At 38.0% G+C, this 25,690-nt stretch carries 25 protein-coding genes and 3 pseudogenes; 11 read left to right on the top strand and 17 right to left on the bottom strand.

From position 1 onward, the window contains the following. Positions 1 to 15: 15 nt before the first annotated feature. The 8 genes from WG932_RS01330 to WG932_RS01295 form a co-directional block, all read right to left on the bottom strand. A complete protein-coding gene (locus WG932_RS01330) occupies positions 16 to 324 on the bottom strand; it encodes a hypothetical protein (protein ID WP_483086660.1) in 309 nt (102 codons plus the stop codon). A 44-nt stretch (positions 325 to 368) separates the two neighbouring features. Further along, on the bottom strand, positions 369 to 1,343 hold the full coding sequence (locus WG932_RS01325; protein WP_483086659.1) for a hypothetical protein: 975 nt from the start codon (positions 1,341 to 1,343) through the stop codon (positions 369 to 371). Between the two features lie 242 nt (positions 1,344 to 1,585). Continuing rightward, positions 1,586 to 2,353 (bottom strand): O-fucosyltransferase family protein, encoded by a 768-nt coding sequence (locus WG932_RS01320; RefSeq protein WP_483086658.1) that lies wholly within the window; start codon positions 2,351 to 2,353, stop codon positions 1,586 to 1,588. Between the two features lie 155 nt (positions 2,354 to 2,508). Next, positions 2,509 to 3,177 (bottom strand): hypothetical protein, encoded by a 669-nt coding sequence (locus WG932_RS01315; RefSeq protein WP_483086657.1) that lies wholly within the window; start codon positions 3,175 to 3,177, stop codon positions 2,509 to 2,511. Next, positions 3,168 to 3,494, bottom strand: coding sequence for a hypothetical protein (locus WG932_RS01310; RefSeq protein WP_483086656.1), 327 nt, complete (start codon positions 3,492 to 3,494; stop codon positions 3,168 to 3,170). The genes WG932_RS01315 and WG932_RS01310 overlap by 10 nt, the downstream gene beginning before the upstream one ends. Positions 3,495 to 3,497: 3 nt before the next feature. Continuing rightward, on the bottom strand, positions 3,498 to 4,229 hold the full coding sequence (locus tag WG932_RS01305; RefSeq protein ID WP_014021698.1) for a GNAT family N-acetyltransferase: 732 nt from the start codon (positions 4,227 to 4,229) through the stop codon (positions 3,498 to 3,500). Between the two features lies 1 nt (position 4,230). Next, positions 4,231 to 5,163, bottom strand: coding sequence for a glycosyltransferase family 2 protein (locus WG932_RS01300; RefSeq protein ID WP_483086655.1), 933 nt, complete (start codon positions 5,161 to 5,163; stop codon positions 4,231 to 4,233). Next, complete coding sequence (locus WG932_RS01295) at positions 5,153 to 5,680, bottom strand: ArsR family transcriptional regulator (RefSeq protein ID WP_339677558.1); 528 nt, start codon at positions 5,678 to 5,680, stop codon at positions 5,153 to 5,155. The genes WG932_RS01300 and WG932_RS01295 overlap by 11 nt, the downstream gene beginning before the upstream one ends. A 342-nt stretch (positions 5,681 to 6,022) precedes the next feature. Here WG932_RS01295 and WG932_RS01290 point away from each other — a divergent pair, with 342 nt between their 5' ends. The 6 genes and pseudogenes from WG932_RS01290 to WG932_RS01265 all read left to right on the top strand — a co-directional run bounded on the left by WG932_RS01290 (position 6,023) and on the right by WG932_RS01265 (position 13,555). Then, positions 6,023 to 7,168 carry a Gfo/Idh/MocA family protein gene (locus WG932_RS01290; RefSeq protein ID WP_149394632.1) on the top strand — a complete coding sequence of 382 codons (1,146 nt, stop codon included), beginning with the start codon at positions 6,023 to 6,025 and terminating at the stop codon, positions 7,166 to 7,168. 203 nt (positions 7,169 to 7,371) lie between these two features. Continuing rightward, positions 7,372 to 7,881, top strand: coding sequence for a DUF2911 domain-containing protein (locus tag WG932_RS01285; RefSeq protein ID WP_014021694.1), 510 nt, complete (start codon positions 7,372 to 7,374; stop codon positions 7,879 to 7,881). A 154-nt stretch (positions 7,882 to 8,035) separates the two neighbouring features. Next, positions 8,036 to 9,892: an ATP-dependent helicase HrpB gene (hrpB, locus tag WG932_RS01280; protein ID WP_483086654.1), complete on the top strand. Its 1,857-nt coding sequence runs from the start codon at positions 8,036 to 8,038 to the stop codon at positions 9,890 to 9,892. Positions 9,893 to 9,912: 20 nt separating this feature from the next. Then, positions 9,913 to 10,502 (top strand): annotated as a pseudogene (locus WG932_RS01275) (ATP-dependent helicase C-terminal domain-containing protein). Positions 10,503 to 10,731: 229 nt separating this feature from the next. Continuing rightward, on the top strand, positions 10,732 to 11,808 hold the full coding sequence (locus tag WG932_RS01270) for an acyltransferase family protein (protein WP_339677551.1): 1,077 nt from the start codon (positions 10,732 to 10,734) through the stop codon (positions 11,806 to 11,808). 184 nt (positions 11,809 to 11,992) lie between these two features. Next, positions 11,993 to 13,555 carry a purple acid phosphatase family protein gene (locus tag WG932_RS01265; RefSeq protein WP_014021691.1) on the top strand — a complete coding sequence of 521 codons (1,563 nt, stop codon included), beginning with the start codon at positions 11,993 to 11,995 and terminating at the stop codon, positions 13,553 to 13,555. Positions 13,556 to 13,635: 80 nt separating this feature from the next. On the opposite strand, the gene WG932_RS01260 is transcribed toward WG932_RS01265, so the two are convergent. From WG932_RS01260 to WG932_RS01225, 8 genes and pseudogenes are all read right to left on the bottom strand, one after another. Next, positions 13,636 to 14,187 carry a hypothetical protein gene (locus WG932_RS01260; protein ID WP_483088545.1) on the bottom strand — a complete coding sequence of 184 codons (552 nt, stop codon included), beginning with the start codon at positions 14,185 to 14,187 and terminating at the stop codon, positions 13,636 to 13,638. Between the two features lie 3 nt (positions 14,188 to 14,190). Beyond that, positions 14,191 to 15,232: pseudogene (locus WG932_RS01255) on the bottom strand (c-type cytochrome); the annotation flags it as partial. Continuing rightward, a complete protein-coding gene (locus WG932_RS01250) occupies positions 15,229 to 15,360 on the bottom strand; it encodes a hypothetical protein (protein WP_483086653.1) in 132 nt (43 codons plus the stop codon). The gene WG932_RS01250 and the pseudogene WG932_RS01255, both read right to left, overlap by 4 nt. Next, the gene (locus WG932_RS01245) at positions 15,330 to 15,776 is read right to left on the bottom strand and encodes a hypothetical protein (RefSeq protein WP_483086652.1); all 447 of its coding nucleotides are present in this window, start codon (positions 15,774 to 15,776) and stop codon (positions 15,330 to 15,332) included. Before WG932_RS01245 ends, WG932_RS01250 begins: the two co-directional genes overlap by 31 nt. A 1-nt stretch (position 15,777) precedes the next feature. Then, on the bottom strand, positions 15,778 to 16,506 hold the full coding sequence (locus tag WG932_RS01240; RefSeq protein ID WP_483086651.1) for a sulfatase-like hydrolase/transferase: 729 nt from the start codon (positions 16,504 to 16,506) through the stop codon (positions 15,778 to 15,780). Continuing rightward, positions 16,446 to 17,276, bottom strand: coding sequence for a sulfatase-like hydrolase/transferase (locus WG932_RS01235; RefSeq protein ID WP_483086650.1), 831 nt, complete (start codon positions 17,274 to 17,276; stop codon positions 16,446 to 16,448). Before WG932_RS01235 ends, WG932_RS01240 begins: the two co-directional genes overlap by 61 nt. 13 nt (positions 17,277 to 17,289) lie before the next feature. Then, positions 17,290 to 18,147: a sulfatase-like hydrolase/transferase gene (locus WG932_RS01230; protein WP_483086649.1), complete on the bottom strand. Its 858-nt coding sequence runs from the start codon at positions 18,145 to 18,147 to the stop codon at positions 17,290 to 17,292. Positions 18,148 to 18,164: 17 nt separating this feature from the next. Then, a complete protein-coding gene (locus WG932_RS01225; RefSeq protein ID WP_483086648.1) occupies positions 18,165 to 18,740 on the bottom strand; it encodes a sulfatase-like hydrolase/transferase in 576 nt (191 codons plus the stop codon). A 307-nt stretch (positions 18,741 to 19,047) separates the two neighbouring features. Here WG932_RS01225 and WG932_RS01220 point away from each other — a divergent pair, with 307 nt between their 5' ends. From WG932_RS01220 to fdhD, 3 genes are all read left to right on the top strand, one after another. After that, positions 19,048 to 20,547 (top strand): FdhF/YdeP family oxidoreductase, encoded by a 1,500-nt coding sequence (locus tag WG932_RS01220; protein ID WP_483086647.1) that lies wholly within the window; start codon positions 19,048 to 19,050, stop codon positions 20,545 to 20,547. Further along, entirely contained in the window at positions 20,544 to 21,236 is a 693-nt protein-coding gene (locus WG932_RS01215) for a molybdopterin dinucleotide binding domain-containing protein (protein WP_483086646.1), read from the top strand. The genes WG932_RS01220 and WG932_RS01215 overlap by 4 nt, the downstream gene beginning before the upstream one ends. 78 nt (positions 21,237 to 21,314) lie before the next feature. After that, positions 21,315 to 22,184, top strand: a complete 870-nt coding sequence (gene fdhD, locus WG932_RS01210; protein ID WP_483086645.1) for a formate dehydrogenase accessory sulfurtransferase FdhD — start codon at positions 21,315 to 21,317, stop codon at positions 22,182 to 22,184. A 449-nt stretch (positions 22,185 to 22,633) separates the two neighbouring features. Here fdhD and WG932_RS01205 read toward each other — a convergent pair whose 3' ends face one another. Beyond that, complete coding sequence (locus tag WG932_RS01205) at positions 22,634 to 22,819, bottom strand: hypothetical protein (protein WP_014021685.1); 186 nt, start codon at positions 22,817 to 22,819, stop codon at positions 22,634 to 22,636. Positions 22,820 to 23,358: 539 nt separating this feature from the next. Here WG932_RS01205 and WG932_RS01200 point away from each other — a divergent pair. Together WG932_RS01200 and WG932_RS01195 are read left to right on the top strand one after the other, a co-directional pair. After that, positions 23,359 to 24,579: pseudogene (locus WG932_RS01200) on the top strand (sensor histidine kinase); the annotation flags it as partial. 5 nt (positions 24,580 to 24,584) lie between these two features. After that, a complete protein-coding gene (locus WG932_RS01195) occupies positions 24,585 to 25,592 on the top strand; it encodes a response regulator (RefSeq protein WP_483088544.1) in 1,008 nt (335 codons plus the stop codon). The last annotated feature ends 98 nt before the right edge of the window (positions 25,593 to 25,690 follow it).

The raw sequence follows: 25,690 nt of genomic DNA, 5'->3' as shown, positions 1-25,690 counted from the left end.
TGCTATAATATTGCTCTACAAATTTAGTACCCCCTTTAGGGAGAAAAACAGAGCCATAAGTAATAGAACCACCGAAATATTCAGTGGAATACCGTAATTTTGCATCAATGTCAGGATTATCCCAAACCTACCCATACTCTTTCCATCCGGGTTACCTCCATCAGCCATTTCCAACAATGGTAAAAACATGGTTAATCCAAGTCCATCCATCAAAGCGACCAACATACTTAAGCCAAATGCGATAAAAAGTCTTCCTTTTACTATCCTATAGAAATAAGAAAAGTAATAAAAATACTTCTTAACAAATGCTTTGAAAATATTCATTAAAAATGGACCAAATGTGGCTTTAAACTAGTTTGGTTTCTAAATTACTTTTGACAAAGTGAAAACACTGAATCATACTGCTTAGATGAAGGGCTACCAATGCCGGACCAGTACTTTCGTCTACTATTCTTCCAAAAAAGGCCCAACCTGCCCGTATGTGTCCGGCAAATATCCTCTGTAAGATGATCCATTTTATGTTTAGGTAAGATCTCTACAAAACCTGCAGCCAATGCGGATGGTACGAGCATATGCGATCCATGCACAGCAACTACCACCTGACTCTTACTAAAAATGGAATTCCATCTTTTTTCTATTTCAAAATTGATTGAAGTCACCCTCTCATCCTTAATTCGATCAAGAAAATCAGTTGATTTTCCCAGCCCTGTTACAACAAAATTTACTTCAAAAAAACTTTTATTGATAATTTTGACCAGCCGGTTGAGAAGTGTCTTTTGTCTCCATAAAAAAATTGGATTAAAAATTTTCTCCAGCTTGAATTTTCTTGAAAACATATATAGCCAATTGAGTTGACGATTGGCCAACCAAAACCTGTCTTCTCTCCAAATAAAGGTAATTTGTGGTACACCTTGATCAAATTGCGCCAAATCAAAAGGTTTTTCTCCCAAGATTCTTTCAAAATCCATCTGTTGATGATCTAAATGGACAAAAACAGGATGAAGCAGTACCATTTTAAACCTATGAAATTGATTTTTCACCCAAGCATCTAAACCAACCACTCCTTCGGATAAACTTTTTAAGGGCACATCTACCGACCAAATCTCCACCTCAATTTTTGACAACAACCACCTGCATTGCTCAGGAATTAATACCGCAATGTTCCGACTTGAAGACCTATCCTTCTCTTTATAAACATTCCAAACTTTGGTGAATACATGTCCAAAACAGCTGTCCAGACAATTAACCAATAGCAGTTCTTCGCCCGAACTTTTGTTAAAAATTTGGAAAGCTCCTTCTGCTCCAAGCTTATCCTTCATGGAATGAATCAATGGATCAGCCAACCATGCGGCTTTTTTTGATCAAATAATTGATATCGACTATCGCTAGAAAATGAAACCGGGAAATGGGCCATATGACCTGAAGGCAATCCTGTAAAGTACTTTAAATTGCAAGCTTGGCAAGTGTATTTCCCTAAAACATGCATTCCCTGAAAATAAAGAGCTGACGTAGATTGATTACTACCCTTGCAACAAGGACATAAGCCATTAGCAATCCCTAGTTTAGGATAAATTTCAATCATCTCCTACCATTTCCTTATTCCTAATTTATCTAAATGATAGCCCATCAAGGTTTTTATTCGGCTTAGTCTGGCCTCTTTACTCTCTACAATTGTGTATTTAACCTCTGGGTTAAATACCAATGCCGCATAAGATAAATTGGATGGTGATAAGATCAGTTCTTTACAATAAGACAGGCTAATACAGTCTAATAAAGCTTCTTTCGCAAGCCTAAGACCATCTTTGTATGCTTCATTGTTATGGATTGGAATTTCACCATGGGACCTGATAAAATCATGAGCAATAATTTTAGGCGAAAATTCATTTTTCAACCTCTCCAAAAGCTGCTGATCGTCTGTTGCAATAAAAATCTTGTCATAGGCTGAAAAATTCTTTTTAATTTTTTGAAAAAAAACAGATTCATCAGCAGGAGCAACTTCCATAAAATGATCGGTCTTGCGAAAATGGACGCCCAAAACTTTTTCATTTGCTATCTCGCACTTGATGTTATCAATCTCTAGCTTTAAAGAGGGTTTGAATTTTAATCCCTCTTTCATTATTTGATGTAAAAATCTATGATGCTTTCTATTCCAAATACGCAATGGATAAACTTCATATTGCTGATTTAATAGTAAGGTATCGGTACTATTAATAGCTATCTGATCAAAGAAATGCTCCCAAAAATTACCTCTTTTCTGATCGTTTTGCTGCCCTGAATAAGCATAGTTAACATTGCTGAAATCGACATAATGCGGTAATCCATACTTTTTAGCAAATGCTATTCCATATATCACTTGTAGAAATAAAGAAAAAAACCTCTGCTACATTTACCTTCTGGATGATGTTCACAAAAAAACTCATTCTGATTACAGGAGATTATGTACCTGGCATTTTTTTGGTCAATTGGATTAACCTTTCTGGTGAAATTGAAGACCTTTTAGGCATCTATCTACACATCTTTGTATACCCTATCCAAATTTCGCCAGCTTTCGACAGGAACCTTATAATGCCTATGAATATAAGGCTTAGCACCAAAATTTTCTTTCCACTTAAAAAGCCCCTTATTGATCATAAGCCCTTGATTTTCGTTGGAATGACCAAAATCTAAAAAAGAGTATTTCCCTGTAAATGTGTTCGCAAGATGATTGACCAAAGCATCTAGAGCATGCAATTCTCTGCCTGTACTATTGCTAGCCAAGTATTGAGTATGGATACAATTTTTGGAAAAATACACCGTGGCACCCGCTACCATTCTCTCATCCTGATAAACATTAAATTGTCTGATTTTATCAGGAAACTTTTCCACCAAAAATGTCATTTCTTCATAACTGTGGGTAGGCCTTGTTTGGTACCTGTTTTGAAGGTTGGGAACAAGTAATGTATCCCAAAAGCTTTTCACCTCATTGGATTCAGTTATTTTTAAATTCTGCCTTCCGGCCTGTTTAATATTGGCTTTTTTGCCTTTATTTTTCACTTCTAAAGGTAGTTCTATGGTCAATGACAATTCCATTTGTGTAGTCTTGGCCTTTGCCAAATGCAGGATATAAGCCATTGCTTCCTCCTGAAGCGAGTTATAGAAGGTCGGAGTTTCTTTAATTTGTAAATGGCTTACCCCCAATACTCAAAATATTGCATCAAGGTCTTGAACTGTTCAAGTTTTTGGTCAAAAGTACCTGGAACATGAATAAACCCCGCGTAACTTAAGCCTTTATGAGAATGGACGAATTCTCCTTCCCTATGGGCCGCAAATACGGCTACCGGCTTGTTTTTATTGTATAGGATTACCGAGCAATCCTGAAATTTACCTGAAGAATGGTAAGCTAAAAAATCTCTCTCATGCATTAATGTGGCGTTCGTAGCCTCTTGAAGTACTCTTCCCCAGTCCTTCTTAAGATCCGGAGAATAATGCATGACCTCATAATTTTTGACAGGCAACAGTTAGTCGATGTTTTCGGGTTTTAATCCCGGACGCCAATGTGCAATCAGGGTTTCTTTAATAGGTTGAAACCCAAATTTTTTATAAAAATCCATGGCTCTTTTATTGGCTTTCTGGGTAGATAATCCAAGTAGCTTAAAACCGGATCCATCAAGCATTACTAGGGTCTCATGCATTAATTTTCTCCCTATTCCACTACCCTGCTCACTTCCCTTGACAGCAAATAACCCAACATGGCCTCTGCCTCTCAGTAATTTAAATGTAATAAAGCCCACTAATTTTCCCGAAATTCGAGCAACGATAACTTTATGTTTCTCCGCTTTGATGGTTTCCCACCAAGTACTGTATAATTTTTCGTATTCTTGATTGGCCAAAAGTAAATCTTGCTTAAATCTAGACCATTGCCCACTTGAAAAAATCAACTCTCTTAAGGCTTTCTGATCTGATTGAGAGAGATTTCCCGACACTATCATTTCTGAAACTTCGACTTTCTGGTCTACTTTCGGGCTTTGGATCAGATCCGTTTTAATAATGTTTTTTACCAGATCTACTCTGGTACTAATGGGAGACCATCCACCCAATTTAACCAAGCCGGGTTTCCCCATAACATAGATTAAATCAAAATTTTTGGCTTGATTGTTTACTTTTTCTAAATCGGGAAGGCATCTCCCTAACTGCAACTGGCCTACCCTGTATCCAAACAAAGAAGTGTCAAAAGGTAAAAACTTTATCATTTTAAGTCTTTTGGTCTACAATATAGCGTGGACGGTTCTTTACCCCTTCAAAAGTTTTCCCAACATATAGCCCCACTATTCCAATGGTTGTTAATAAAAGCCCAAAGAGTATCCAAAGGGAAATGATAATACTTGCATAACCCGGCACTACAATGGTTCCTGAAAAATAACGTATCAAGGTGACCAATGCAAATAAAAATCCGATTAATGCGATAATTAAGCCTAATTTTATTGTCAATCGCAGAGGCTTGTCAGAAAAAGCTAGGAGGGTATTTAATCCCAAATGAAATTTAGATTTGAAAAAATAATTGGAGTGTTGATTGCTTGAAGCCCCATGTTTTACATTCAATGTGCTTTGCTTAAAACCCACCCAATGTACCATCGTGGGGAAATACCAATTGGTCTCCTTCATCTGTAGCACCTCCTGAATGACCTTCTTATTGTAAACCCCAAAATTACCAATACTGGGATCTTGATTAATCCCGGACATAAAATAAAAAAACTTATAATATATTATGGTCAAGACCTTTGAAAACCAAGTAGCCTTTTTATCCATTCTTCTGGCCAATACCGCATCATAGCCAAGTTGAGCTTTGGTCAACATCATGGGTATCTCTTCGGGGAGATCTTGTAAATCCGCATCCATTACCACTATCCACTCCCCTTGAGCCAATTCCAAACCGGCAAAAATAGCTTGATGCTGTCCAAAATTTCTGCTGAATCGCAGACCATTGATAAAATCATCTTTATTTGCGGCCTTACGGATGATGTCCCAACTCCTATCTTTACTTCCGTCATCAACCAATATCAATTCAACCTCTGAACTAATCGCTGATAAAGCTCGCTTTAATCGATCAATCAACTCTTCTAAGCCTGCTTCAGACTGAAAAACGGGAATGACCACAGAAAGAAAAATTGAGGGCTTAGAGGTCATCACTTGATTGTTCATAAACCAGCAAGCCGGGAAGACCTCCTTCAGGTTCGGTTTCCAAAATCTTAACTTTTAACTTCCTATTGATTTTCTCTTCTGTTTTATTTATTAAGAATTTAAGGTAATCCTCATTGATTTTCTCTGCAATAATCGTCAATTCAATGGTTCCGGTGTCTTTTCCTTCCGCATAATCTCCACTTATAATGGCTTTATCCACACTTCCTAAACCCTGTACAACTTGATCGATAAGGGTATCAAAACCTAAATATTTGCGTACAATATTTTTAATATCCATGTACAAGGGATGGTTTTCATTGGCTTGGTAGCTTTTGGTTTTCCCCTCGGTCTTCCAATTAAGTAAACCGGCATTGGAAAGTCTATTCAGTTCTATTCTTACAGAGTTAGTAGATTCTCCAAATTCCTCTGCCAAACCTCTTAAGTAACCTCGGTTTCTAGCATTAGAAAAAAATTTTACAAGTAATTTAATCCGAGTCTTGGATGTAATCAGAGATTCTATCAAGATAAAAATTTAAAGTTGGTGACTACAAAAGGATACCAAATACTAATTACTGGATACAAAAAACATAAAAATCAGCACTTTAATAATGTACCTCCTATGGCTTTCACAGCTTCGCCTCGTAACACACAATGTAGGAGTAACAAAATTACTCGATCATGGCAAAATCGCAAGTTTTAATTTAAATATTATTGGCTAGACTAATACATCAAGCCCAAGCTTAACCCAAAAAGAAAGAGGGTTTAAAAGAGGAAACAATGAAGGGAAAAGTCAGCAAGCATTGAAAAATACAAATGTACCTTCTATCTTTAGGGCTAACCTTTTAAATAAACCGAATATAATTACATGGAAAAAATTAAAGTAGCGGTTGTTGGAACGGGGTTTATTGGCCCTGCCCATATTGAAGCCCTAAGAAGAAACCCAAATATTGAGGTAGCCACACTTTGTGAAGTCAATGAAGAACTCGCCAAAGAAAAAGCTGCTTTACTAGGCATAGAAAAAGCCATGCTTTTCGAAGATATGCTAAAAGACGAAGAGATTAAAGTTGTACATATTTGCACGCCAAACTTCCTTCACTATAGCCAGTCCAAAGCTGTATTGGAAGCGGGAAAACATGTAGTTTGCGAAAAACCATTGGCTACTAAAATTGAAGAGGCTGAAGAGCTAGTAGCCTTGGCAGAAAAAACAGGTTTAGTCAATGCTGTTCATTTTAACCTAAGGTATTATCCGATGGTAAGGCAAATGAAAACCATGAGAGAAAGTGGTGAATTAGGTGATATTTATTCCATCATGGGCTCCTATTTGCAAGATTGGTTGTTTTTGCAAACGGATTACAATTGGAGGCTGGAGCCGGATAAATCAGGAGATTCCAGAGCCATCGCAGACATAGGCTCTCACCTGTTGGATTTAACCGAATATGTAACCGGATTAAAAATCACGGAAGTGATGGCGGATTTTTCTACCGTACACAAAACAAGATTAAAACCACTTAAGGCAATAGAGACCTACAGTGGAAAAAGCCTTGCACCTTCAGACTACGAAGAAGTGCCTATCAATACCGAAGACCATGCCACGGTAATGTTAAGGTTTGACAATGGAAACAAAGGTTCTGTAACAGTTAGCCAGGTGAACGCCGGCAGAAAAAACAGGTTAAACATTGAAATTGCCGGTTCAAAAGCAAATTTTGAATGGTGCAGTGAAAAACCTAATGAAATGTGGATCGGCAAAAGAGAAACGGCCAATCAACAATTAATGAAAGATCCATCTTTATTCAATGCAGAGGCAGGCAAGCTCATTAGCTTTCCAGGTGGCCATAATGAAGGTTTCCCGGATACTTCCAAACAAATGTTTAAGGAAGTATATGCAGCAGTAATTGATGGCAAGCAACCTGAGCAACCAAGTTATCCAACCTTTGCGGACGGACATCGTGAGTTATTAATCTGCGAAAGAATAATTGAAAGTCATAAAAAACAGGCTTGGGTTAAAATTTAAAAATTTTATATCCCTCCCCAATATTCTCTTCCCGGCTTTTCAGGTGAAAGGCCGGGACTCTAAAGCATTACTAAAGACAGACTGACGGGCAATAAGAAAATTAGCTAACTACTAGTATTTTTAGCCATCAAAAGCTTAACAATTTTTAATTTTGTCCGTTTATTATAGTTATTCAAATATTTTAACCTAAATAAAACCAAAACATGAAATCATCAACCTTGAAAATGCTAAGCTTTTCTGCTTTCCTTATGCTTTCAGTAGTATTTATGTCGAATGCCCAGAAAAAAGCCAGCCCTGCTAAAACAGCTACAGGAACTATAAATGGAGCAGAAATCACTGTTAATTACAGTAGCCCATCTGTGAAGGGCAGAACAATTTTTGGAGACCTTGTACCACTGGGGAAAGTTTGGAGAGCCGGTGCCAATGAGGCTACAATTTTTGAGACCAGCAAAGACATTACAGTGGAAGGAGAAAAACTACCTGCCGGAAAATACAGCTTCTTTATTATTCCCGGAGAAAATTCAAGCACCTTTATCTTCAATAAGCAGACAGGCCAATGGGGAACTAAATATGACGAAAGCCAAGATGCTTTAAGGGTTACCGTTAATTCAGGTCAAACCAGCACCCTTACAGAAAGTCTAACTTATACTGTAATGGACGATGGCCTAGAGGTGAAATGGGAATATGGACGTGCCAAGGCATCAATAAAATAATATATAAAAAGGCTGTTTAATTAAATAAACAGCCTTTTTTATTTCTCTAAAACAAATCCCGAAAGCTTTCCTTGCTGCAATTGTCAGTTTTTCCTGTTCAAAATCATAACTGAGTCCATTTTGTTTTTTTACCTTTGTATCAAAACAATCACTTTTGAAGGACTTCCCCAAACTTCCCATTCTAGAGGTAATCCCTCAATTAATAGATCGACTTAGAGCTTCCCCAATTGTATTGCTTCATGCTCCTCCAGGAGCAGGTAAAAGCACACTTGCCCCCTTGACTTTAATGAAGGAAAATTGGCTCAATGGAAAAAAAATAATAATCCTTGAACCCAGAAAGCTTGCAGCCATAAGTATTGCACAAAGAATGGCTCAACTTATTAATGAACCTGTAGGGGAAAGCATCGGTTATCGGGTCAGGTTCAATACCTGTGTGGGCAAAAATACCAGAATAGAAGTGATTACAGAGGGGATTCTGACCAGAATGATGCAGCAAGACAATGGTCTTGAAGAAGTTGGTTTAATTGTTTTCGATGAATTTCATGAACGTAGCATTCATGCAGATTTGGGACTTACCTTTGCGCGGGAAATCCAAGAAGTGCTTAGACCAGACCTAAAACTTTTAATCATGTCTGCTACCCTTGATAGCGATGACTTGTCGCGTAACCTTAAAGCCCCCTTGGTAGAAAGTTCAGGCCGATCCTTTCCGGTAAACATTCAATATAGGGGCGGTTCTGACTTGTTCAATTTACCTAAAAACACGAGTCTTATCATTAAAGAAGCCTTGGATAATCATGAGGGAGATATATTGGTGTTTTTACCTGGGCAGGGAGAAATCAATAAAACAGCCAGCCTAATGGAAAATTGGCCTGATGACCTTGCCATTTATAAATTATATGGGCAAATGGCCTACAACCAGCAAAGAGCTGCACTTTTACCTCACCCTCAAGGAAAAAGAAAAGTGGTATTGGCTACAGCCATCGCCGAGACCAGTCTAACCATAGAAGGGATTAAAATCATAATTGATGGAGGGTATATGAGAAGTGGAAAATTTAACCCCAACACAGGATTAAATAAGTTGGTAACGATCCCTGTGACCGCCGACACTGCGAATCAAAGAGCTGGAAGAGCAGGCAGGCTAGGTCCCGGAATATGTTTTAGGTTATGGTCTAAAGGTAGCCAAGCAAACCTGATTCCCTTTAGACAACCGGAAATAATGGAAGCAGACCTGAGTCCATTGGCCTTGGAACTTTATCAATGGGGAACACATGATCCTTCTCGATTGAATTGGGTCAATCCTCCACCCTCGGGTAATTGGGCTCAGGCAGTGGAAACATTAAAAAACTTAGGGGCTATTACTAATAAAAATATCACCCCACACGGTGAATCCTTACATGATTTTCCATGTCATCCAAGAATTGCACATTTACTTGTTTACAGCCAATTATTAGGTTTGGAAGCCTTGGGCACAGACCTGGCTGCTATTCTGGAGGAAAAAGACCCACTAGGGCCCGGAAGAGGCATAGATATCAACTTGAGAATTGAAGAACTACGCCGGTATAGAAGCGGAACCTCCACCTATTTCAACTTTAAGAAAATTGAACAAGTTGCCAAAGCCTACAGACAAATACTTAGTATAAAAGCAGAAAATTCAGCCATCGATCCTTATGCCACAGGATTATTAATTGGGCAGGCCTTTCCTGAAAGAATCGCCAAGGCAGGTGATCAAGCCCAATTTAAATTGTCTAATGGTAAACTTGCGCGAATGGATAAAAATGACAACATGGCTTCAGAAGATTGGATTGCAATAGCCCACATGGATGAAAGAGATGGTGTCGGCAAAATATTCTTGGGAGCCCCATTAGACCCGAAAGCAATACAGTCCATGGTAAAATCTGAGGAAAGGATCTATTGGGAAGAGGCCTCAGCCTCCATTCAAGCAGTTGAGGAACGCAGAATAGGGCTAATTGTATTGGAAAAAATTCCATTAAAAAACCTGACCCTCTGTTGATACAAGAATGCTTGGTAAAAATGCTTGCCAAGTCGGGTGAAAAGTGGCTTAATTGGGACGATAGGACAAGACAACTTCAATGTAGAGTCATGAGTCTAAGCATTTGGAACGAAACCGGATCATTGCCGAATTTCAGCACAGATCAGTTATTAAAAACTGCGCATGATTGGCTCTCTCCTTATTTAGGAAATATACATTCAGGCTCAGAATTAAAAAAATTACCGCTTTGCAATATATTAAAGGACAGTTTGACATTTGATCAACAAATGGAACTCAATCGCTTGGCTCCGGAAAAATCAAACTCCCCAGTGGTTCAACCCTACCCATTGCGTACAATTTTGATGGAAATCCCCCGATTTTAGCCGCACGCCTTCAGGAGCTTTTTGGATGGAGTCAAACCCCTGCAGTCAATGAAGGTAAAAATCCTTTATTGATCCATTTGTTATCTCCCGGTTTTAAACCTGTTCAGGTAACCCAAGATTTAAAAAGTTTTTGGGACAATACCTACCATGAGGTAAAGAAGGAGTTGAAACGAAGGTATCCCAAACATCATTGGCCGGAAAACCCCTGGGAGGCCCAAGCAACAAGAGGTGTAAAACGAAAAAAATAAGATTTGTGAGGATTTTTTTTATACTTAAAAAACACTCTAAATAGCTAAGATATAAAAATTTCAATCATAGAAAAGTGGATGAATATTTGTTAAAAACATATCCCGTATCTCGATAAATGATTAATCAAATCTCTTATTTTTCATACATTCAAATATTTTAAAGTATGCAATACTAAATTAATATAATAATTATTGTAGCTTTAAAATTTTAAAAGGAGATAAATTTGACATGTCTTTAACAAAGCAAAAGAAAGGCAATTTTTTCAATTCATTGCAGGTTTTTAGAGGATTGGCAGCGCTGATGGTAGTATATCATCACCAGTGGATATCCTTCTCTTATTTTTTTGATGTTCAAGATACTATACTTTTATTCATTGCCACATTGGGCAAGCATGGGGTGGATTTTTTCTTTGTATTATCAGGGTTTATTATTACTTACTCTTGTTACAATAAAAAAGCCGGTAAACTTACCATCAAATCGTACCTTATAAACCGTGTTTTTAGAATTTATATTCCTTACTTACCCATTTCGATATGCATGCTTTTGCTTTACCATTTATTTCCTAACATCTCTGGAAGCAGTCGTTCCATAAGTTTGATAACTTCATTAACACTATTTCCTGATGGACTTCCGGCACTTTCTGTGGCATGGACACTTATCCATGAGATGATGTTTTATTTATTATTTATTATTTGGTTTTTTTCTAGAAAAGGTTGGTTCATTTTCACATTAGTCTGGACAATGGTGATCGTTTACCTAAATTGGATAAATCCTTTGTCATTCTTGAACAGCATTCCAATTCTAAAATATCTGATCTCATCCTATAATTTGGAATTCATAATAGGCTTTTATTCAGCCGTTTTTATTAAAAAACACGCTATTTTAGCAAACAAAAACATTTTTCTTCTTATCTCTTTCATACTATTCGGAATTGGTCTTGTACTGAAATGGTACGGTTGGAATTTTACCTTTTTGATTTTTGCTTTTGGATTTGCCTTACTTATTCTCGGCAGCCTTGGGTCGAGATTAGACAAGGTAAATGCTTCAAGCCTATTAATGTTAATAGGAAATGCCTCCTACTCTATTTATTTGATACACAATCCAGAAATTAGCATCTTGATTCGGTTATTTACTAGCTATTTAACTTTTATGTCGGAGGGGATGATATTTATCGCAATATTCATTAGCTGCTGTGTCACTGGTATCTTATACAGTAAAGTTTTTGAAGTGTTTTTATTGGGCAAAGCAAAATCCAAATTCTTACCTATTCCACCTATGAAGCACAGCTTCACCATAGCCAAATAACAAAAATTACTCTCTGTTTGAACCAATGGAAATAAATCGAATTCACTTTTATATAAGAATAAAAAATTCGATAAAAAAACTGTTAATTTTCAGTCTTTGATGGTAATGATATAATAATTTCTACGCTTGAATCTTTCTATAGTTTTAGCTATTTTTACGAAGATATACTGAAAAACCATCCTAAATGAAACATTTATTTTTCTCTTTCTGCTTATTATTAGTAATTAATTTCGCGATTGCGCAAGAGTATAGAGTTTACAAAGCCCCAACTTTTAGAGAAGAATGGAGCAAGCCTAGTTATTACCCCGATAGGGTGGTATTGAATTTTGGGGCAGATCCGGCCACCGAAGCCAATGTAACATGGAGAACCGACACTTCTATTCCTACAGGCTATGCTGAAATTGCGATAGCAGACGGCGCCCCAAAATTTTGGAGAAATGCCGAAACCTATGAAGCAAAAACAGAAGTATTAGATGGATTGAAAATTGAAGATGTAAAAGTCGAAGCAAACTACCATTCCGTAAAATTTAAAAACCTCAAACCTGGCACCATGTATGGATACCGGGTAGGAGATGGTGAATCATGGACTGAATGGACACAGTTTACAACCGCATCCAAAGACAATAATAAACCTTTTTCTTTCCTGTATGTGGGAGACGCGCAGAATTATGTGCTTGAGCTTTGGGCTAGGTTAATCCGAGAAGGTTACCGCAAAGCTCCGGATGCCAAATTCATTATCCATGCCGGTGACCTGATCAACAGGGCTCATAGAGACCAAGAATGGCACGAGTGGTTTACAGCCGGAGGCTTTATCCATAGCATGGTCCCATCAATGGTTACACCTGGAAATCATGAATATAGAAACATTCCGGAACTAGATGGAGAAGATGGGGAGAGAAGACTATCTATACAATGGCGCCCTCAATTTACACTTCCTGAAAATGGCCCTAAAGGACTGGGACTAGAGGAAACTGTATACTATATGGACTACCAAGATGCTCGTATCATCTCCTTAAATAGCAATGTTGCTCAAAAGGAACAGATCCCTTGGCTCGAAAAGGTTCTCTCAGAAAACACAAAAAAATGGACCATTGTGACCTATCATCATCCTCTGTTTTCTGCTTCAGCAGGCAGAGACAATGATGAATTAAGAAAAGCATGGAAACCTATATTCGACAAATATAAAGTTGACTTGGCATTGCAAGGTCATGATCATAGTTATGCTAGGGGCCGTGTATCTCCGGAAGACAATGTCATGGATGGATTGAATGCAAGGGATAAAACAGGAACTGTTTATGTAGTATCTGTTAGTGGTGGAAAAATGTATAGTGTAAGTGAAGAAGGGTGGAAAGGAAAAGGTGCAGAAAGGGATCGTAAAGCTGAAAACACCCAATTGTTTCAGGTGATTAATATAGATGGGGATAAACTAAGTTTTGAATCCTATACTGCTGTAGGTGAATTATATGATGCTTTCGATTTGGTAAAACAAGAAAATGGCATCAATGAATTTATCGAAAGAAAAGCTGAAGCAGGAGATGAGAGAAGGTTCTCAAACACCATCCCTTATGAAGACCCCTTACCGGAAAATCTTCAGACCATATTGCTTTCTAAATATCCGGGCAATGAAATCACAAGAGTAAGTGCTTCTAAAAATGAAAAAGGAGTTTTGGTTTTTAATGTTAGGCTAGAAAAAGATGGGGAAAGGACTAACGTATCCATTGATGCCAAAGGAAATATTTTAGATTAACTCATTGAGGGTTGATTGACATAACACTCCCAAAAAAGGGCCAATCCTGCTTAGGATTGGCCCTTTTTTATTGGATTAATTTACATTTCCGGTAAAGCAAAAGCTACATAGGCATCACCCGCCGGGGTTCCTAACCTGTTTGCCCCTCCGGCAGCAATCACCACATACTGCTTTCCGCTTACTTCATAGACAGCAGGCACAGCATACCCCCCAAAAGGGAGCTTGTATTCCCATAAAATTTCTCCTGTCGCCACATCAAAAGCCCTAAACATTTCATCGGGAGTTCCTCCCATAAACACCAAACCTCCGGCAGTGGCAACACAGCCACCAAAGTTCTGTGTACCCGTGGCAGGCACTCCTCTTTCTTTCAATTTCGGATATTCACCTAAGGGAACTTTCCATTTTATGGTTTTCGTTTTGAGATCAATTGCATTCAATGTCCCCCAAGGAGGCTTACTCCCGGGAAAACCTTCCTCATCGGTAAAAATCCTAAATCCCTGCAAAACATAGCGTTCACTGGGGCCCTTCTCTTCTTTGATCTCATGAATGGGATCTGAAGTAGGCTTTTCCTCAAGCAGAAAGTCTATCAAGGCTTTTAATTTATTTTCTTCAAATCCTTGAAAAGCGGGCATCAATCCATTTCCATGGGTAATAATTTTAGTTAATGTTTCTCTTGTGTGTCTGTCCTTTAATCCCCTCAATGAGGGAAATGCATCATCTAAACCTTGAAGTTCTGCTCCATGACAATTGGAACAGTTGGATAAATAGGTACTCCTACCAGGATGCTTGGAAGGTTCTCCCTCTTGACCTACCTTTTCTGCAATGTTCCGAACTTGCAGGATCATAGGGATTTCATTGGCGTTTACATAAAGCATATGGTTGTCCGGATCATAGGAAGCTCCTCCCCAAATCATCCCTCCTCTCGTAGCCGGGAAGGTGAGTGTCCCTTCTAAACTTGGCGGAGTATACAACCTTATTTCTGTATTTTTTAAATTCCTCCTTGACATAGATATTGGCTTCTTTGGAAATATCGGTGAGCATGGTACTGTCCAAGCCTTGCCGAGTTACAGTAATTCCCTGATCAAATTTCTGAGTGGGGTGAGCTACTTCTCCGGGAACATACGAAGGAGGAACATTTCTTTCTTCCATAGCCATCAATGGCTCTCCAGTTAACCTATTAAGAACAATTAATTCTCCCATTTTAGTAGGTTGTACCAGTGCTTTCACCATTCCATTTCCAGAAGGTATATTGACTAATGTAGCGGCACAGGCCAGATCATAATCCCAAATATCATGGGTAACCGCCTGGTAATGCCACTTTCTTTCGCCTGTTTTTGCATTCAGGGCAAGAATCGAATTTCCAAAAAGATTTTCTCCTAACCTATTCCCCCCATAAAAATCATATGCCGGAGAACCAGTAGATACATAAACCCATCCCAATTCTTCGTCCAAGCTCATACCTCCCCAATTATTGGCCCCACCATAATTTTCTCCATCCTGCCATTTCCATGTGTCATGCCCCAACTCACCTTCTTTAGGTATGGTATAAAATACCCATTCAAATGCACCTGTTTTAGCATTATAAGCCCTAATATGCCCGGGTGATGCATCATAACCTTCTCCCGTGGCCGAACCAAGAATAATCAGGTCTTCAAATACAATTCCCGGTGTGCTCATGGAAATTGATAAAGTTTCGGGATCGACTCTAAATTCTTACGCAAATCAAGTTTCCCTTGCTCTGCAAAATCCGGTACCAATTCACCCGTTTGGGCATCTACAGCAAATAGATAATAACCAACAGCCATAAAAATCCGAACATGATCGCCTGCTCTGTAATGAAAAAACCTCTGTTAACTCCTCCCGATTGACCATATTCTTCCGGGTCAAAGCGCCAAAGTTCTGTTCCTTTCTCGGCATCCAATGCAATCAGGTCAAGCTGAGGAGAACTAACATACATCACCTTTCCAATAATCATTGGATTGCACTCCATGGGAGTTCTTTCTTTTGCATCACCTGTATGGTAGGTCCAAGCCGGCTCAAGCAAATGAACATTTTCCTTGTTTATTTGCTCCAATCCGGAAAACTGAGCAGCTGTTTTGGTTGCACGGTAATGTTCCCAGCTTTGGTAATTTTTAGATTCCGATTGGTCTGGTTTTTCTGAACATGACATTAACCCAAAAAGACCAATTAAAATAAACCCACTACTGATTGTCCTTAACATCTTATTTTATTTTTGCGTCAAATGGCCATTCCGGATCCTCAACTCTGCTTTTTTCCATTAAAAGCTTAATTTCTTTGACCACATCAGGATGGTCTTGAGCCAGGTCTGTGGTTTCACCGGGATCCTCCTCTAGGTTATACAAGAGAATGGTTTCATTGCCCTTGAACACATCCCTTTTGATGCCTTTCCATTTACCTTTACGTACAGCTTGTTTACCACCTTTTTCATGAAACTCCCAATATAGGTGAGAATGTGTCGGCTGTCCACCTTCACCCAAAAGGGTAGGTAAAAAGGAAATACCATCAATAGGCTCTTCCAATTCCTCATCTACCAAAGCAGAAAAAGTGGGTAAAATATCCCAAAATGCACTAATATGGTCTGTCTGACTTCCTTTTTTAACTTTGGCCGGCCAGCTCAATATCATCGGAACATGAATCCCTCCTTCCAATAAGTCTCGCTTATACCCTTGAAAAGGTCCGTTACTATTGAAAAAATCAGGGTCTGCTCCTCCTTCAAGATGTGGGCCATTGTCGGAAGTAAATACAATCACCGTATTTTCTAAAATATTCAACTCATCCAATTTAGCAACAATTTCTCCAACATGATCATCAAGAAGAGTTACCATTGCTGCAAAGGCGGCATGTGGGTAGGCTTGTGAACCGTATCCACCTACCTTATATCGGGGGTGTTCAGGATCATCGACACCCTTATAAAAAGTCTCAGGACCCAATTTACTTTCATACTGGTAGGGTGGTTCAGGATTGGTTTGGTTAGAAATTTTTCCATATACTCTTCCGGAGCAAAAAGTTCTGCATGAGGAATAATCGTGGGAACAAACATAAAAAAACTCGTATCCTTATTAGCTTCTATAAATTCCAACCGCTTTTCCTGAATAAGATTAGGCGCATATTGTCCCTGCTCTGTGCCTTGATTTCCTTCCAAGCTTATAATTTTATCATTGTCCCATAACTCTCTAGGATAATAATTATGAGCGATGGTCTGGCTATTGAACCCAAAGAAAACATCAAATCCCTGATTTAGCGGAGCGCCTGAAGATCCCGGATATCCTAATCCCCATTTACCAAATGCCCCGGTAGTATACCCGGCTTTAAAATTCAAAACTCCTGCCAAGGTTTGTGAGCCTGCTGCTAAGGGAAATTGCCCATCATTCAAGCCTCTATTTCCTCTTACTTGCGTATGCCCGGTATGCATCCCAGTCATCAAAGCCGATCTGGATGGTGCACAAACTGTCGCTCCTGAATAATGCTGTGTAAATACCATCCCATTCGCAGCCAACTTGTCAATATTTGGGGTGCTGAACTTTGTCTGCCCAAGAAAACTCAAATCACCATACCCAAGATCATCTGCCAGAATATAAATGATGTTAGGCCTTTGAGTGGGAGCGTTATTGCTTGAACCATTGCTACAGGAAGAAATCCCCAACAAAAGCACTGCTGAAATGGCAGCCATTAGTGGAAGCTTATATGTTTTAATCTTCATTTCGAGTGTTAAATTAATTGTTGTTTTTATTATACAGTCCTGTGTCACCTTTTTCCAATTGTACAAGCAATTGCTCCACTATTTCGGGTTGCTCATTGGCTATGTTTTTGGTTTCCATAGGGTCATTTATATGGTCATACAATTCGATTGTAGGTTTTTCCTCTCTAAAATATTTCATTATGCGGTACTTTTCTGTTCGCATCGAAATTCCATTTCTGAAATAACTGAAAGCCAATGCTTCTCTATTTTGATCACTACCATTTTGTAACAGAGGAACTAAGCTTTGTCCATCCAAAGAAAAATTGGTCGGGATATTGGTAAGCTCCATTAGTGTTGGATACAAATCAATACTACTTACCGGCATTTCAGAAGAGATTCTTTGAGGCTTGTATCCCGGAACTTTAATTATCAATGGACTTCTTACGGCTGTTTCAAAAATGGTATGCTTTCCCCAAACCCGATGGTCACCTAAATGCCATCCATGATCTCCCCACACCACCACAATGGTATTGTCTGCTAAGCCCAAAGCTTCCAGCTCATCCATAACTTTCCCTACCAACGCATCGCTGTAACTCACTGCTGCATAATAAGCATGTTTGAGCTTTTGAGCATATTCATCCGACAACTGGTGATCCAATCCGGCTTTTTCCTCTCCCAAAGCGTATTGATTGAATTCTCCACTAGCCTGTAAACTACTCATTGAAACATTTTCAGGTAAATTGGGGGCAGTGGACAAAGGTATGTCTTCCCTCTTATATAAATCCCAATATTTCTTTGGGGAGGTAAAGGGCAAATGGGGTTTAAATAAACCTAAGCCCATAAAGAAAGGCTCTTCTTTACCTGCCAATTCTTTTAATTTCTCTATCGCCAATTGTGTGGAAAGCCCATCTACCCCTCATCCGTAACATCGGCTGCTTCGTAGGGTTTCACTTGTTTCTTTTTCCCTTGCCTATTTGATCCATCCGCATATCCAAAAAAAGCATTCCAGCCGGTACCCCATTTACCGGGATTGAATAGCATTTCATCCCAGCTATAGGGCATTTCAGATTTTGCCCCTTCAGGACTCGCTTCATACCCATAAACAAGACCATCTACTGAATGGCTAATTTTTCCTATCCCCACAGTATAGTACCCGTTTCTTTTCAAATGATGAACAAAGCTCTCCGGTTTTTCTCCCTCGGGAGCGTCTGCCATCATATTTGCAATAGCAGAGTTGCTCAAGTGCGCACGGGTACTGGGTAGCATTCCTGTCAATATACTGCTACGAGAGGCTCCGCATGTCGGTACTTGGACATAGTGATTTTCAAAGACAGTTCCGTTCTTACCTATGGCATCTAAATTGGGCGTATGGATAATGTTGTTACCATATACTCCCAGTTCAGGTCGGAGATCATCAATGGCAAAAAATAAAATATTATAAGGTTTTTTTCTTGGGCTTCTAGCCCATAAGACTGAAGAAAACAAATTATAGCACAGCAGATTGCCGGAAACAGTTTTGGTGTCATTGGGTATATTTAAATTATAATTTTATGAAATAAAGCAATTTAAATATAAAGGTTAATCATGTAAATAAAAACAGGCTTTTATTAAGCGGTAAATGCCTGAGATAATCCATGCTATAAGCATTTAATTAATAGGAATGATCGCAAATGTTTTTTTAAAAGAGAAAAATTTAACAGCGAAGAGACCAGCCTTCTTCATTTTAGCTTAGAATTATAATTCTTTTTACCTTGTAATCGCATCAAACCAGTGAAAAACATCCGTACCATACATGCAGCCTAAAAGAAAAGTGAAAATCAGTACACCTGCAAAGACAGCTGCAGGTTTAAAATCCATTCAGACCGTTGCCTATAGGATTTGGGAAGAAACCCATATTGGCAAGGGGGTGAAAACCTTATTTAAATTAAATCAACCCGAAGGCTTGGACTGTCCCAGCTGTGCGTGGCCCGACCCTGATGCCAAAGACGTATCAAAAATTGCTGAATATTGTGAAAATGGAGCCAAAGCGATCGCTTGGGAAAGCAGTGTTAATAAAATTGAAGCTTCCTTTTTTCAACAACATAGCATCAATGATTTATTAGAAAAATCAGATCACTGGCTGGAAAAGCAAGGCAGATTAACACAACCTATGGTCATCAGAGAAGACCAAGATCACTATTCTCCCATTTCTTGGAAAGATGCTTTCAATTTATTGGCAGAAAAACTTCAAGCACTTGATCATCCTGATCAAGCCATATTCTACACTTCCGGTCGCACCAGCAATGAAGCGGCATTTTTGTACCAGTGTTTTGTCCGACAATTTGGCACCAATAACCTTCCTGATTGTTCAAATATGTGTCATGAAGCATCCGGAAAGGCATTGACTGAAACCGTTGGCATAGGTAAAGCCTCTGTGATTTTAAATGATATCCCCAAAGCAGAATTATTGATAGTTATGGGGCAAAACCCTGGAACCAATGCGCCTAGAATGCTTACTGCGATGGAGAAGCTAAAGCAAAATGGAGGCAAGATTGTTTCAGTGAACCCACTTCCCGAAACAGGTTTACTCCAATTCCGTCACCCACAAAAACCTTGGGAATGGGTCGGGAAACCAACAGCTATCCATGACTTACACCTTCAAGTAAAGGTAAATGGTGATCTGCCATTATTAAAGGCTTTGTTAAAATTGCTGCTGGAGGCAGAAAAACTTCAACCGGGAAAGGTTTTTGACCAAGCCTTTATTCTAGAAAAAACCAGTGGTTACCAAGCACTTATATCACACCTTGAACAATTAAATCTAAAGGAATTGATTCAAGAGACCGGCGTTCTGGAATCACAGGTCAGAGAATTGGCCGAAATGCTTATAGCGAAAAAACGCATTATTATCGCTTGGGCAATGGGCATTACTCAACATCGGAATGCTGAAAATACTATAAGGGAAATTGTCAATATTTTATTGGTCAAAGGTTCTATAGGTAAAGCCGGGGCAGGCACTTTACCGGTAAGAGGACACAGCAACGTACAAGGAGACCGAACAATGGGGATCTGGGAAAAAATGCCTAAAAGTTTTATGCAGCGATTGGGAAAAGTATTTGATTTTCAGCCACCTGAAAAAGAAGGAGTTCATGCTGTCGGGGCCATTCATGCCATGGCTGAAGGTAAAGCCAAAATCTTTATGGGAATGGGTGGAAATTTCGCTTTGGCTGCCCCTGATACAGCTAAGGTTTTTGATGGCCTAAAGCAATGTACACTTACCCTACATGTCTCCACCAAACTTAATAGAGTCACTTGATTCATGGCAAAACAGCCTTGATCTTACCCTGTCTTGGGAGAACAGAAAGTGACATCAGTAGCCTTGGTCCTCAGTTTGTAACTACAGAAGATACTGCAGGAAGAGTTAGAATGTCACATGGTGACCTTGAACCCGTTTCTCCCACGTTAAAAAGTGAAGTCGGTATTATTTGCGACATGGCCAGAGCAGTATTGGGCAAGTCTAATACCACAGATTGGGAAGGGATGAAAGAAAATTACGACTTAATTAGAGAAAAAATAGAAGCTGTTATTCCCGGCTTTGAAAGGTATAACGAAAATGTGAGGAAAATAGGAGGCTTTTATTTACCCAACGGAGCAAGGGAAATGAAATTTAATACGCCGGATAGAAAGGCTCAATTAACTATTAATCCGCTTAATCCAACCAGGCAACCGGAAACACCTTTTATTCTTATGACAGTTCGAAGTCATGACCAATTCAATACTTCAATTTACGGTTATGATGACCGATATAGGGGGATTAGCAATAGCCGTGAAGTGGTCATGATGAATACGGACGACATGAAAAATTATAATTGTACAGCCGGAGACCTAGTGAAACTTACCAGTATTTTTGCAGGTAAAAAACGTGTACTTGAAGGTTTTCAAGTAGTTCCTTATAATATTCCCCGGGTTGTCTTTCTGTTTATTTCCCCGAGGGGAATGTGTTAGTGGCTTTGGATAACAATTCAGTGGAAAGTCACTGCCCTGCATCAAAATATATAGAAGTATTTTTAGAAAAATTGAGTGATGGAAGGGACAGATAGTCTGGTTAGTCTTAGAAAAATTTATAAATACAGTAAAGCTGAAGCAGGTCATTTGAAGGACCTCCTTGCAGTGGAATCTCCATTGCAAATCCGTTTAGAATTTGAAAAAAATCACGAATGGCATAAAAAAGATTTACTGGTAACCATGAGAAGTCCTGGAAATGATTTTGATTTGGCGCTGGGTTTTTTGTTTGCTGAAGGAATAGTAGAAAGCAACCGAGACATCCTACTGATGCGGTATTGCCAGCGGGTAAAACCGGAAGAAAAAGGCAATGTTTTAATTGTAAAATTTGTGGAAGGATTCAAGGTTGATTTAAAAAAGCTTGAGCGAAATTTTTATACCAATTCAAGTTGTGGAGTTTGTGGCAAAACTGCTATTGACGCGGTAAAATGTGGCAATGATGTTTTGCCCATTAACCATCAATGGCAAATAAATCCGGAAACCATATTAAGTATCCCTAAGAACCTGCTCACCTCCCAAACTGCTTTCAAATACACCGGAGGTTTACATGCAGCAGCCTTATATGATCAAAATGGAAATCTATTATTGCTTAGAGAAGATATTGGCAGACACAATGCATTGGATAAACTAATTGGGGCATGCTTAAAAGAAAATATTGATTTAAGCAAGGAGAAAATTGTTTTGCTAAGTGGCCGGGTAAGCTATGAAATGGCACAAAAGGCCATCAATGCAGGCATTCCTGTAGTATTGGCCTTTGGCCCACCAACTCAATTGGCAGTTGATCTTGCTCAAGAAAAAAAGATGACCCTTATTGGATTTTTAAAAGAAGAAAGTTTTAATATTTATAGCGGAGAAGAAAGAATTAAAATAGTGGGTAAAAAAATATTTTAACAGTTACCCACTATTTGCAATGGAAAGATTCCATTTTGAAAAGTTTATTTATCACCTGATTCAAAGGTACGAAGGCTTCACAGTTTTAAAAATACCGTGATCAGGGTATTTTTTCTGCATTTAAGCTTTTATTAAAACATATCCCACCCTAATTTTATCAGGATAAAATTAACATAATTTCCTTATTTTAAATGATTTATAATAAAATACAGGCAGTATGAACTGGAAATTGACTTGGATTTCGTGCAAGGGTATTTCTATTCGGTTGGCAGAATAAAAATAATGATAATCGAATTTATGGTAAAATTTTGTCCCAAAAAAATTCCACCAAAAGAATGAGCAAAATTTGAAAATACCCATATATGCGCACAAAAAAATCAACATATCTAACATTAAGTCTGTCTTGCACCTAGAGTAGTATTATAGTTTAAAAAGTAAAAACAAATGCCCTAGAAAGCATTCCCTCTAAGTTTTTCTGAATAAAGGCCATTTCGAAGCATCCACTTTTTCAAACGTGCCCTCTCTTCTACTGTAAGGATTTGGTTTGCTTTATTTAACTCATTCTTCAACTTGCCTAAATCAAAGCTAACGCTTTTTAATATCCTCTTGTAGTAATCTAAATAAGAAGTTTCCATAACCATTTAATTTAAAACCCTACTGATCAATTTCTTGGTAGCTACCAAGTATTATTATTTAATGAATTACCTTACGGAAGCTATTCGAAAATGTTAGCTTTTCGAAACTTATTATTTTTAGCTTATACATTCTTATACGTCCACACCAAACCTTATGCCAAAAGTTGATAGTTATTTTTAATTCAAATTCCGCCATTTTATCCATGACATTCTGTCTGTTTGCCATATAATTTTTGCTTATAATTTGATTTTTAGTCATCAATTTAAAATTCGATGACCATACCGAATTATTTCTTTATTCATGAGCTATTGATTAAATTTTAACTTAGTTTTACATTTCATTTATTTCGCTTGCCTATGATTAAGGTCATAAAAGTCGGTTTTTTAATATTAATTTCATTTTTTATTCTGATAATGCATTTTCTTATGAGTTAAAACCATTTGAAGCCCAGAAGGAAGAGAACACTTATCCCATATCTCTTTATAGTTATGCAGAGCTCTCAGACCTTGGTGAAAGCAACCTTTCCTTTCAGGAATTTTTGACTAGGGAAAATAAGCTAAATTTTAAACCTCTGATTGGGCCTTCCACTAATTTAGGCTTTACAAAAAACAATTATTGGTTAAGGTTTCGAATTCATAATGTAACAATGGTTTCCTTACAATATTATCTTGAAACTGCTAGACCGGTAACAGATTTAGTCACATTATATTTATTGACAGAAGGAGAACCTGTAAAAGAAATTGAAAACGGAGACCTTTTACCATTTTCAGCGAAAAGTGTAGCCCATAGAAAAATCATTTTTCCATTGCATTTGGAGCCTGGAAAAACCTATAATCTATATCTTCACTACGTAAGTGATGGAGAGGTGATCAATCTTCCATTGGATTTACACAGTCCCACAAGCATGATATTGAGTACTTATCAAAATCAATTGCTGAATGGGGTATTTTATGGCATTTTACTTTTAGCTGCTTCCGTCTACCTGCTTTTCTTTTTTGGAATGGGGAATAACAGTTTTCTCCTTTATAGCCTCTATGTATTATCTGTCGGGTTGCTTCATATGTCCCTAGATGGCTATTTTCACCAATATATTGATCCTGAATCCGGATGGTTTAATCAAAATGCAATATTGATCACAGCTTCTCTTTCAGCCATGGCCTTTGGCAGGTATGCACAGATCTATACCAATCTGAAGAAATTGAGCGAAATTTTGAATACCGGACTTAATATAATGTTAAGTTCCTTGGTTATTTTACTTTTCTTCATTGTATTTTATCAGGGAGGAAAACTGTATTATTATCCCGTCGTCAACTTACTTAGCTTTATTGGCCTTTTGATTTTAATCACCGCTGTTATCCTAAGCTATATCAAAGGCAAAAAGCTCGATGTCTTTTTTCCTTGGCTATTTTCAGTTTCACGGTAGGTATATTTATTTTAATCTTTAATGACTTTGGCTTAATTCCTAATTCTTTTATCACAAAAAATGGCTCAAAAATAGGCACAGGCTTTGAAATTATTTTTCTTGCCTTGGCGATGTCTAATCGAATTAAACTTTTAAAAACAGAAAAGGAAAAACACCAAGAGATCGCCTTGCAAAAATCTGATGAATCCAATGAAATTAAATCCTATTTTCTCTCCAATATTAGTCATGAACTTAGGACCCCTTTAAATGCAATTATAGGTTTGACCCAATCCATTAAGGAAATAAATAAAGACAAAACTATTAATACGGATCTTGTTGTAATTCAATATTCTTCTCTAGGCTTGCTTGGAGCAATTAATGATGTTCTGGATTATTCTAAAATAGAAAAAGGCCAATTAAAACTGCATAAAGAACCTTTTGACTTGGAAAAAACGATAAATGAAATCGCCTATTCTTTTGGACTTCAAGCAGAGGATAAAGGGCTCGATTTCTGTTTTAATAATAAAAACTTAATATCACAGCATATTATAGGAGACAAAAATAGAACTGTACAGCTACTGGGAAACCTATTAAAAAATGCAATTAAATTCACTCCCCATGGTAAAATCTCCTTTGAGGTGGAAACAATAAAACTAGATCAATTAAATATTTTATTGAAAGTAAAAATTAAAGATACCGGAGTGGGAATCGAAAAGAAAAAATTGGATAGTATTTTTTCCTCTTTTATTCAAGGGCAAAGCAATGACAAGAGAAGATTTGGAGGGTTGGGGCTAGGCTTATGGATTGTCAATGCACTGGTTAAATTGCATCGCGGCAAAATTAATATTCAAAGTGAACAGGGAGAAGGTACTTCAATTGCACTTGAATTATACTACAATTTTCCTGAACCAAATAAACAAAATCTCCCCTACGACTTTTCTCAAGCTGGCGAATTTGATTTGGAAAACAAAAAACTCCTGATCATAGAGGACAATGTACTTAATCAACTGGTATTAAAAGCAATATTAAAAAAATGGCATAATACTCATTTTGAATTTGCCAATAATGGTCTAGAGGGTATCGAATTGCTTAATGAAAATGATTTTGATTTGATTTTAATGGATTTACAGATGCCTGTGATGGATGGCTATGAAGCCACACAGGCCATTAGAGCTGGAGTATGCGGAGTTCAAAAAAGCAATATACCAATTATAGCGGTAACAGCAGATGTGACCCAAAAAGCTAGAAGGAAAGTATTTGAAATAGGGATGGACGATTACATGACCAAGCCCGTGGAAAAGGAGGAACTATACAATAAAATAAAAAACGCCTTTTTAAACTTGAATGAAAATTCGCATTTTCATTGGTAGTAAATTCTCCTTTCTAATATACCTTCTCCAAGATGTCAAACCTTCATTCATTTTGATTTAAAATAAGCCATTAAATAAATGGTGAAATTTTGCCTTGC

This window comes from Cyclobacterium sp. SOCE241 (assembly GCF_056867545.1).
Note: the sequence above shows the minus strand (reverse complement) of the source record. Positions and strands in the feature narration are given on the sequence as shown.

What these genes read in the sequence shown, in the direction of transcription:
- WG932_RS01330 (WP_483086660.1), bottom strand. Translation starts at nt 324, where the DNA reads ATGAATATTTTCAAAGCATTTGTTAAGAAGTATTTTTATTACTTTTCT.
- WG932_RS01305 (WP_014021698.1), bottom strand. Translation starts at nt 4,229, where the DNA reads ATGATAAAGTTTTTACCTTTTGACACTTCTTTGTTTGGATACAGGGTA.
- WG932_RS01300 (WP_483086655.1), bottom strand. Translation starts at nt 5,163, where the DNA reads ATGACCTCTAAGCCCTCAATTTTTCTTTCTGTGGTCATTCCCGTTTTT.
- WG932_RS01290 (WP_149394632.1), top strand. Translation starts at nt 6,023, where the DNA reads ATGGAAAAAATTAAAGTAGCGGTTGTTGGAACGGGGTTTATTGGCCCT.
- WG932_RS01285 (WP_014021694.1), top strand. Translation starts at nt 7,372, where the DNA reads ATGAAATCATCAACCTTGAAAATGCTAAGCTTTTCTGCTTTCCTTATG.
- WG932_RS01270 (WP_339677551.1), top strand. Translation starts at nt 10,732, where the DNA reads ATGTCTTTAACAAAGCAAAAGAAAGGCAATTTTTTCAATTCATTGCAG.
- WG932_RS01265 (WP_014021691.1), top strand. Translation starts at nt 11,993, where the DNA reads ATGAAACATTTATTTTTCTCTTTCTGCTTATTATTAGTAATTAATTTC.
- WG932_RS01260 (WP_483088545.1), bottom strand. Translation starts at nt 14,187, where the DNA reads ATGCCCGCTTTTCAAGGATTTGAAGAAAATAAATTAAAAGCCTTGATA.
- WG932_RS01250 (WP_483086653.1), bottom strand. Translation starts at nt 15,360, where the DNA reads ATGGCTGTTGGTTATTATCTATTTGCTGTAGATGCCCAAACGGGTGAA.
- WG932_RS01245 (WP_483086652.1), bottom strand. Translation starts at nt 15,776, where the DNA reads ATGTTAAGGACAATCAGTAGTGGGTTTATTTTAATTGGTCTTTTTGGG.
- WG932_RS01235 (WP_483086650.1), bottom strand. Translation starts at nt 17,276, where the DNA reads ATGAAGATTAAAACATATAAGCTTCCACTAATGGCTGCCATTTCAGCA.
- WG932_RS01220 (WP_483086647.1), top strand. Translation starts at nt 19,048, where the DNA reads ATGCAGCCTAAAAGAAAAGTGAAAATCAGTACACCTGCAAAGACAGCT.
- fdhD (WP_483086645.1), top strand. Translation starts at nt 21,315, where the DNA reads ATGGAAGGGACAGATAGTCTGGTTAGTCTTAGAAAAATTTATAAATAC.
- WG932_RS01205 (WP_014021685.1), bottom strand. Translation starts at nt 22,819, where the DNA reads ATGGAAACTTCTTATTTAGATTACTACAAGAGGATATTAAAAAGCGTT.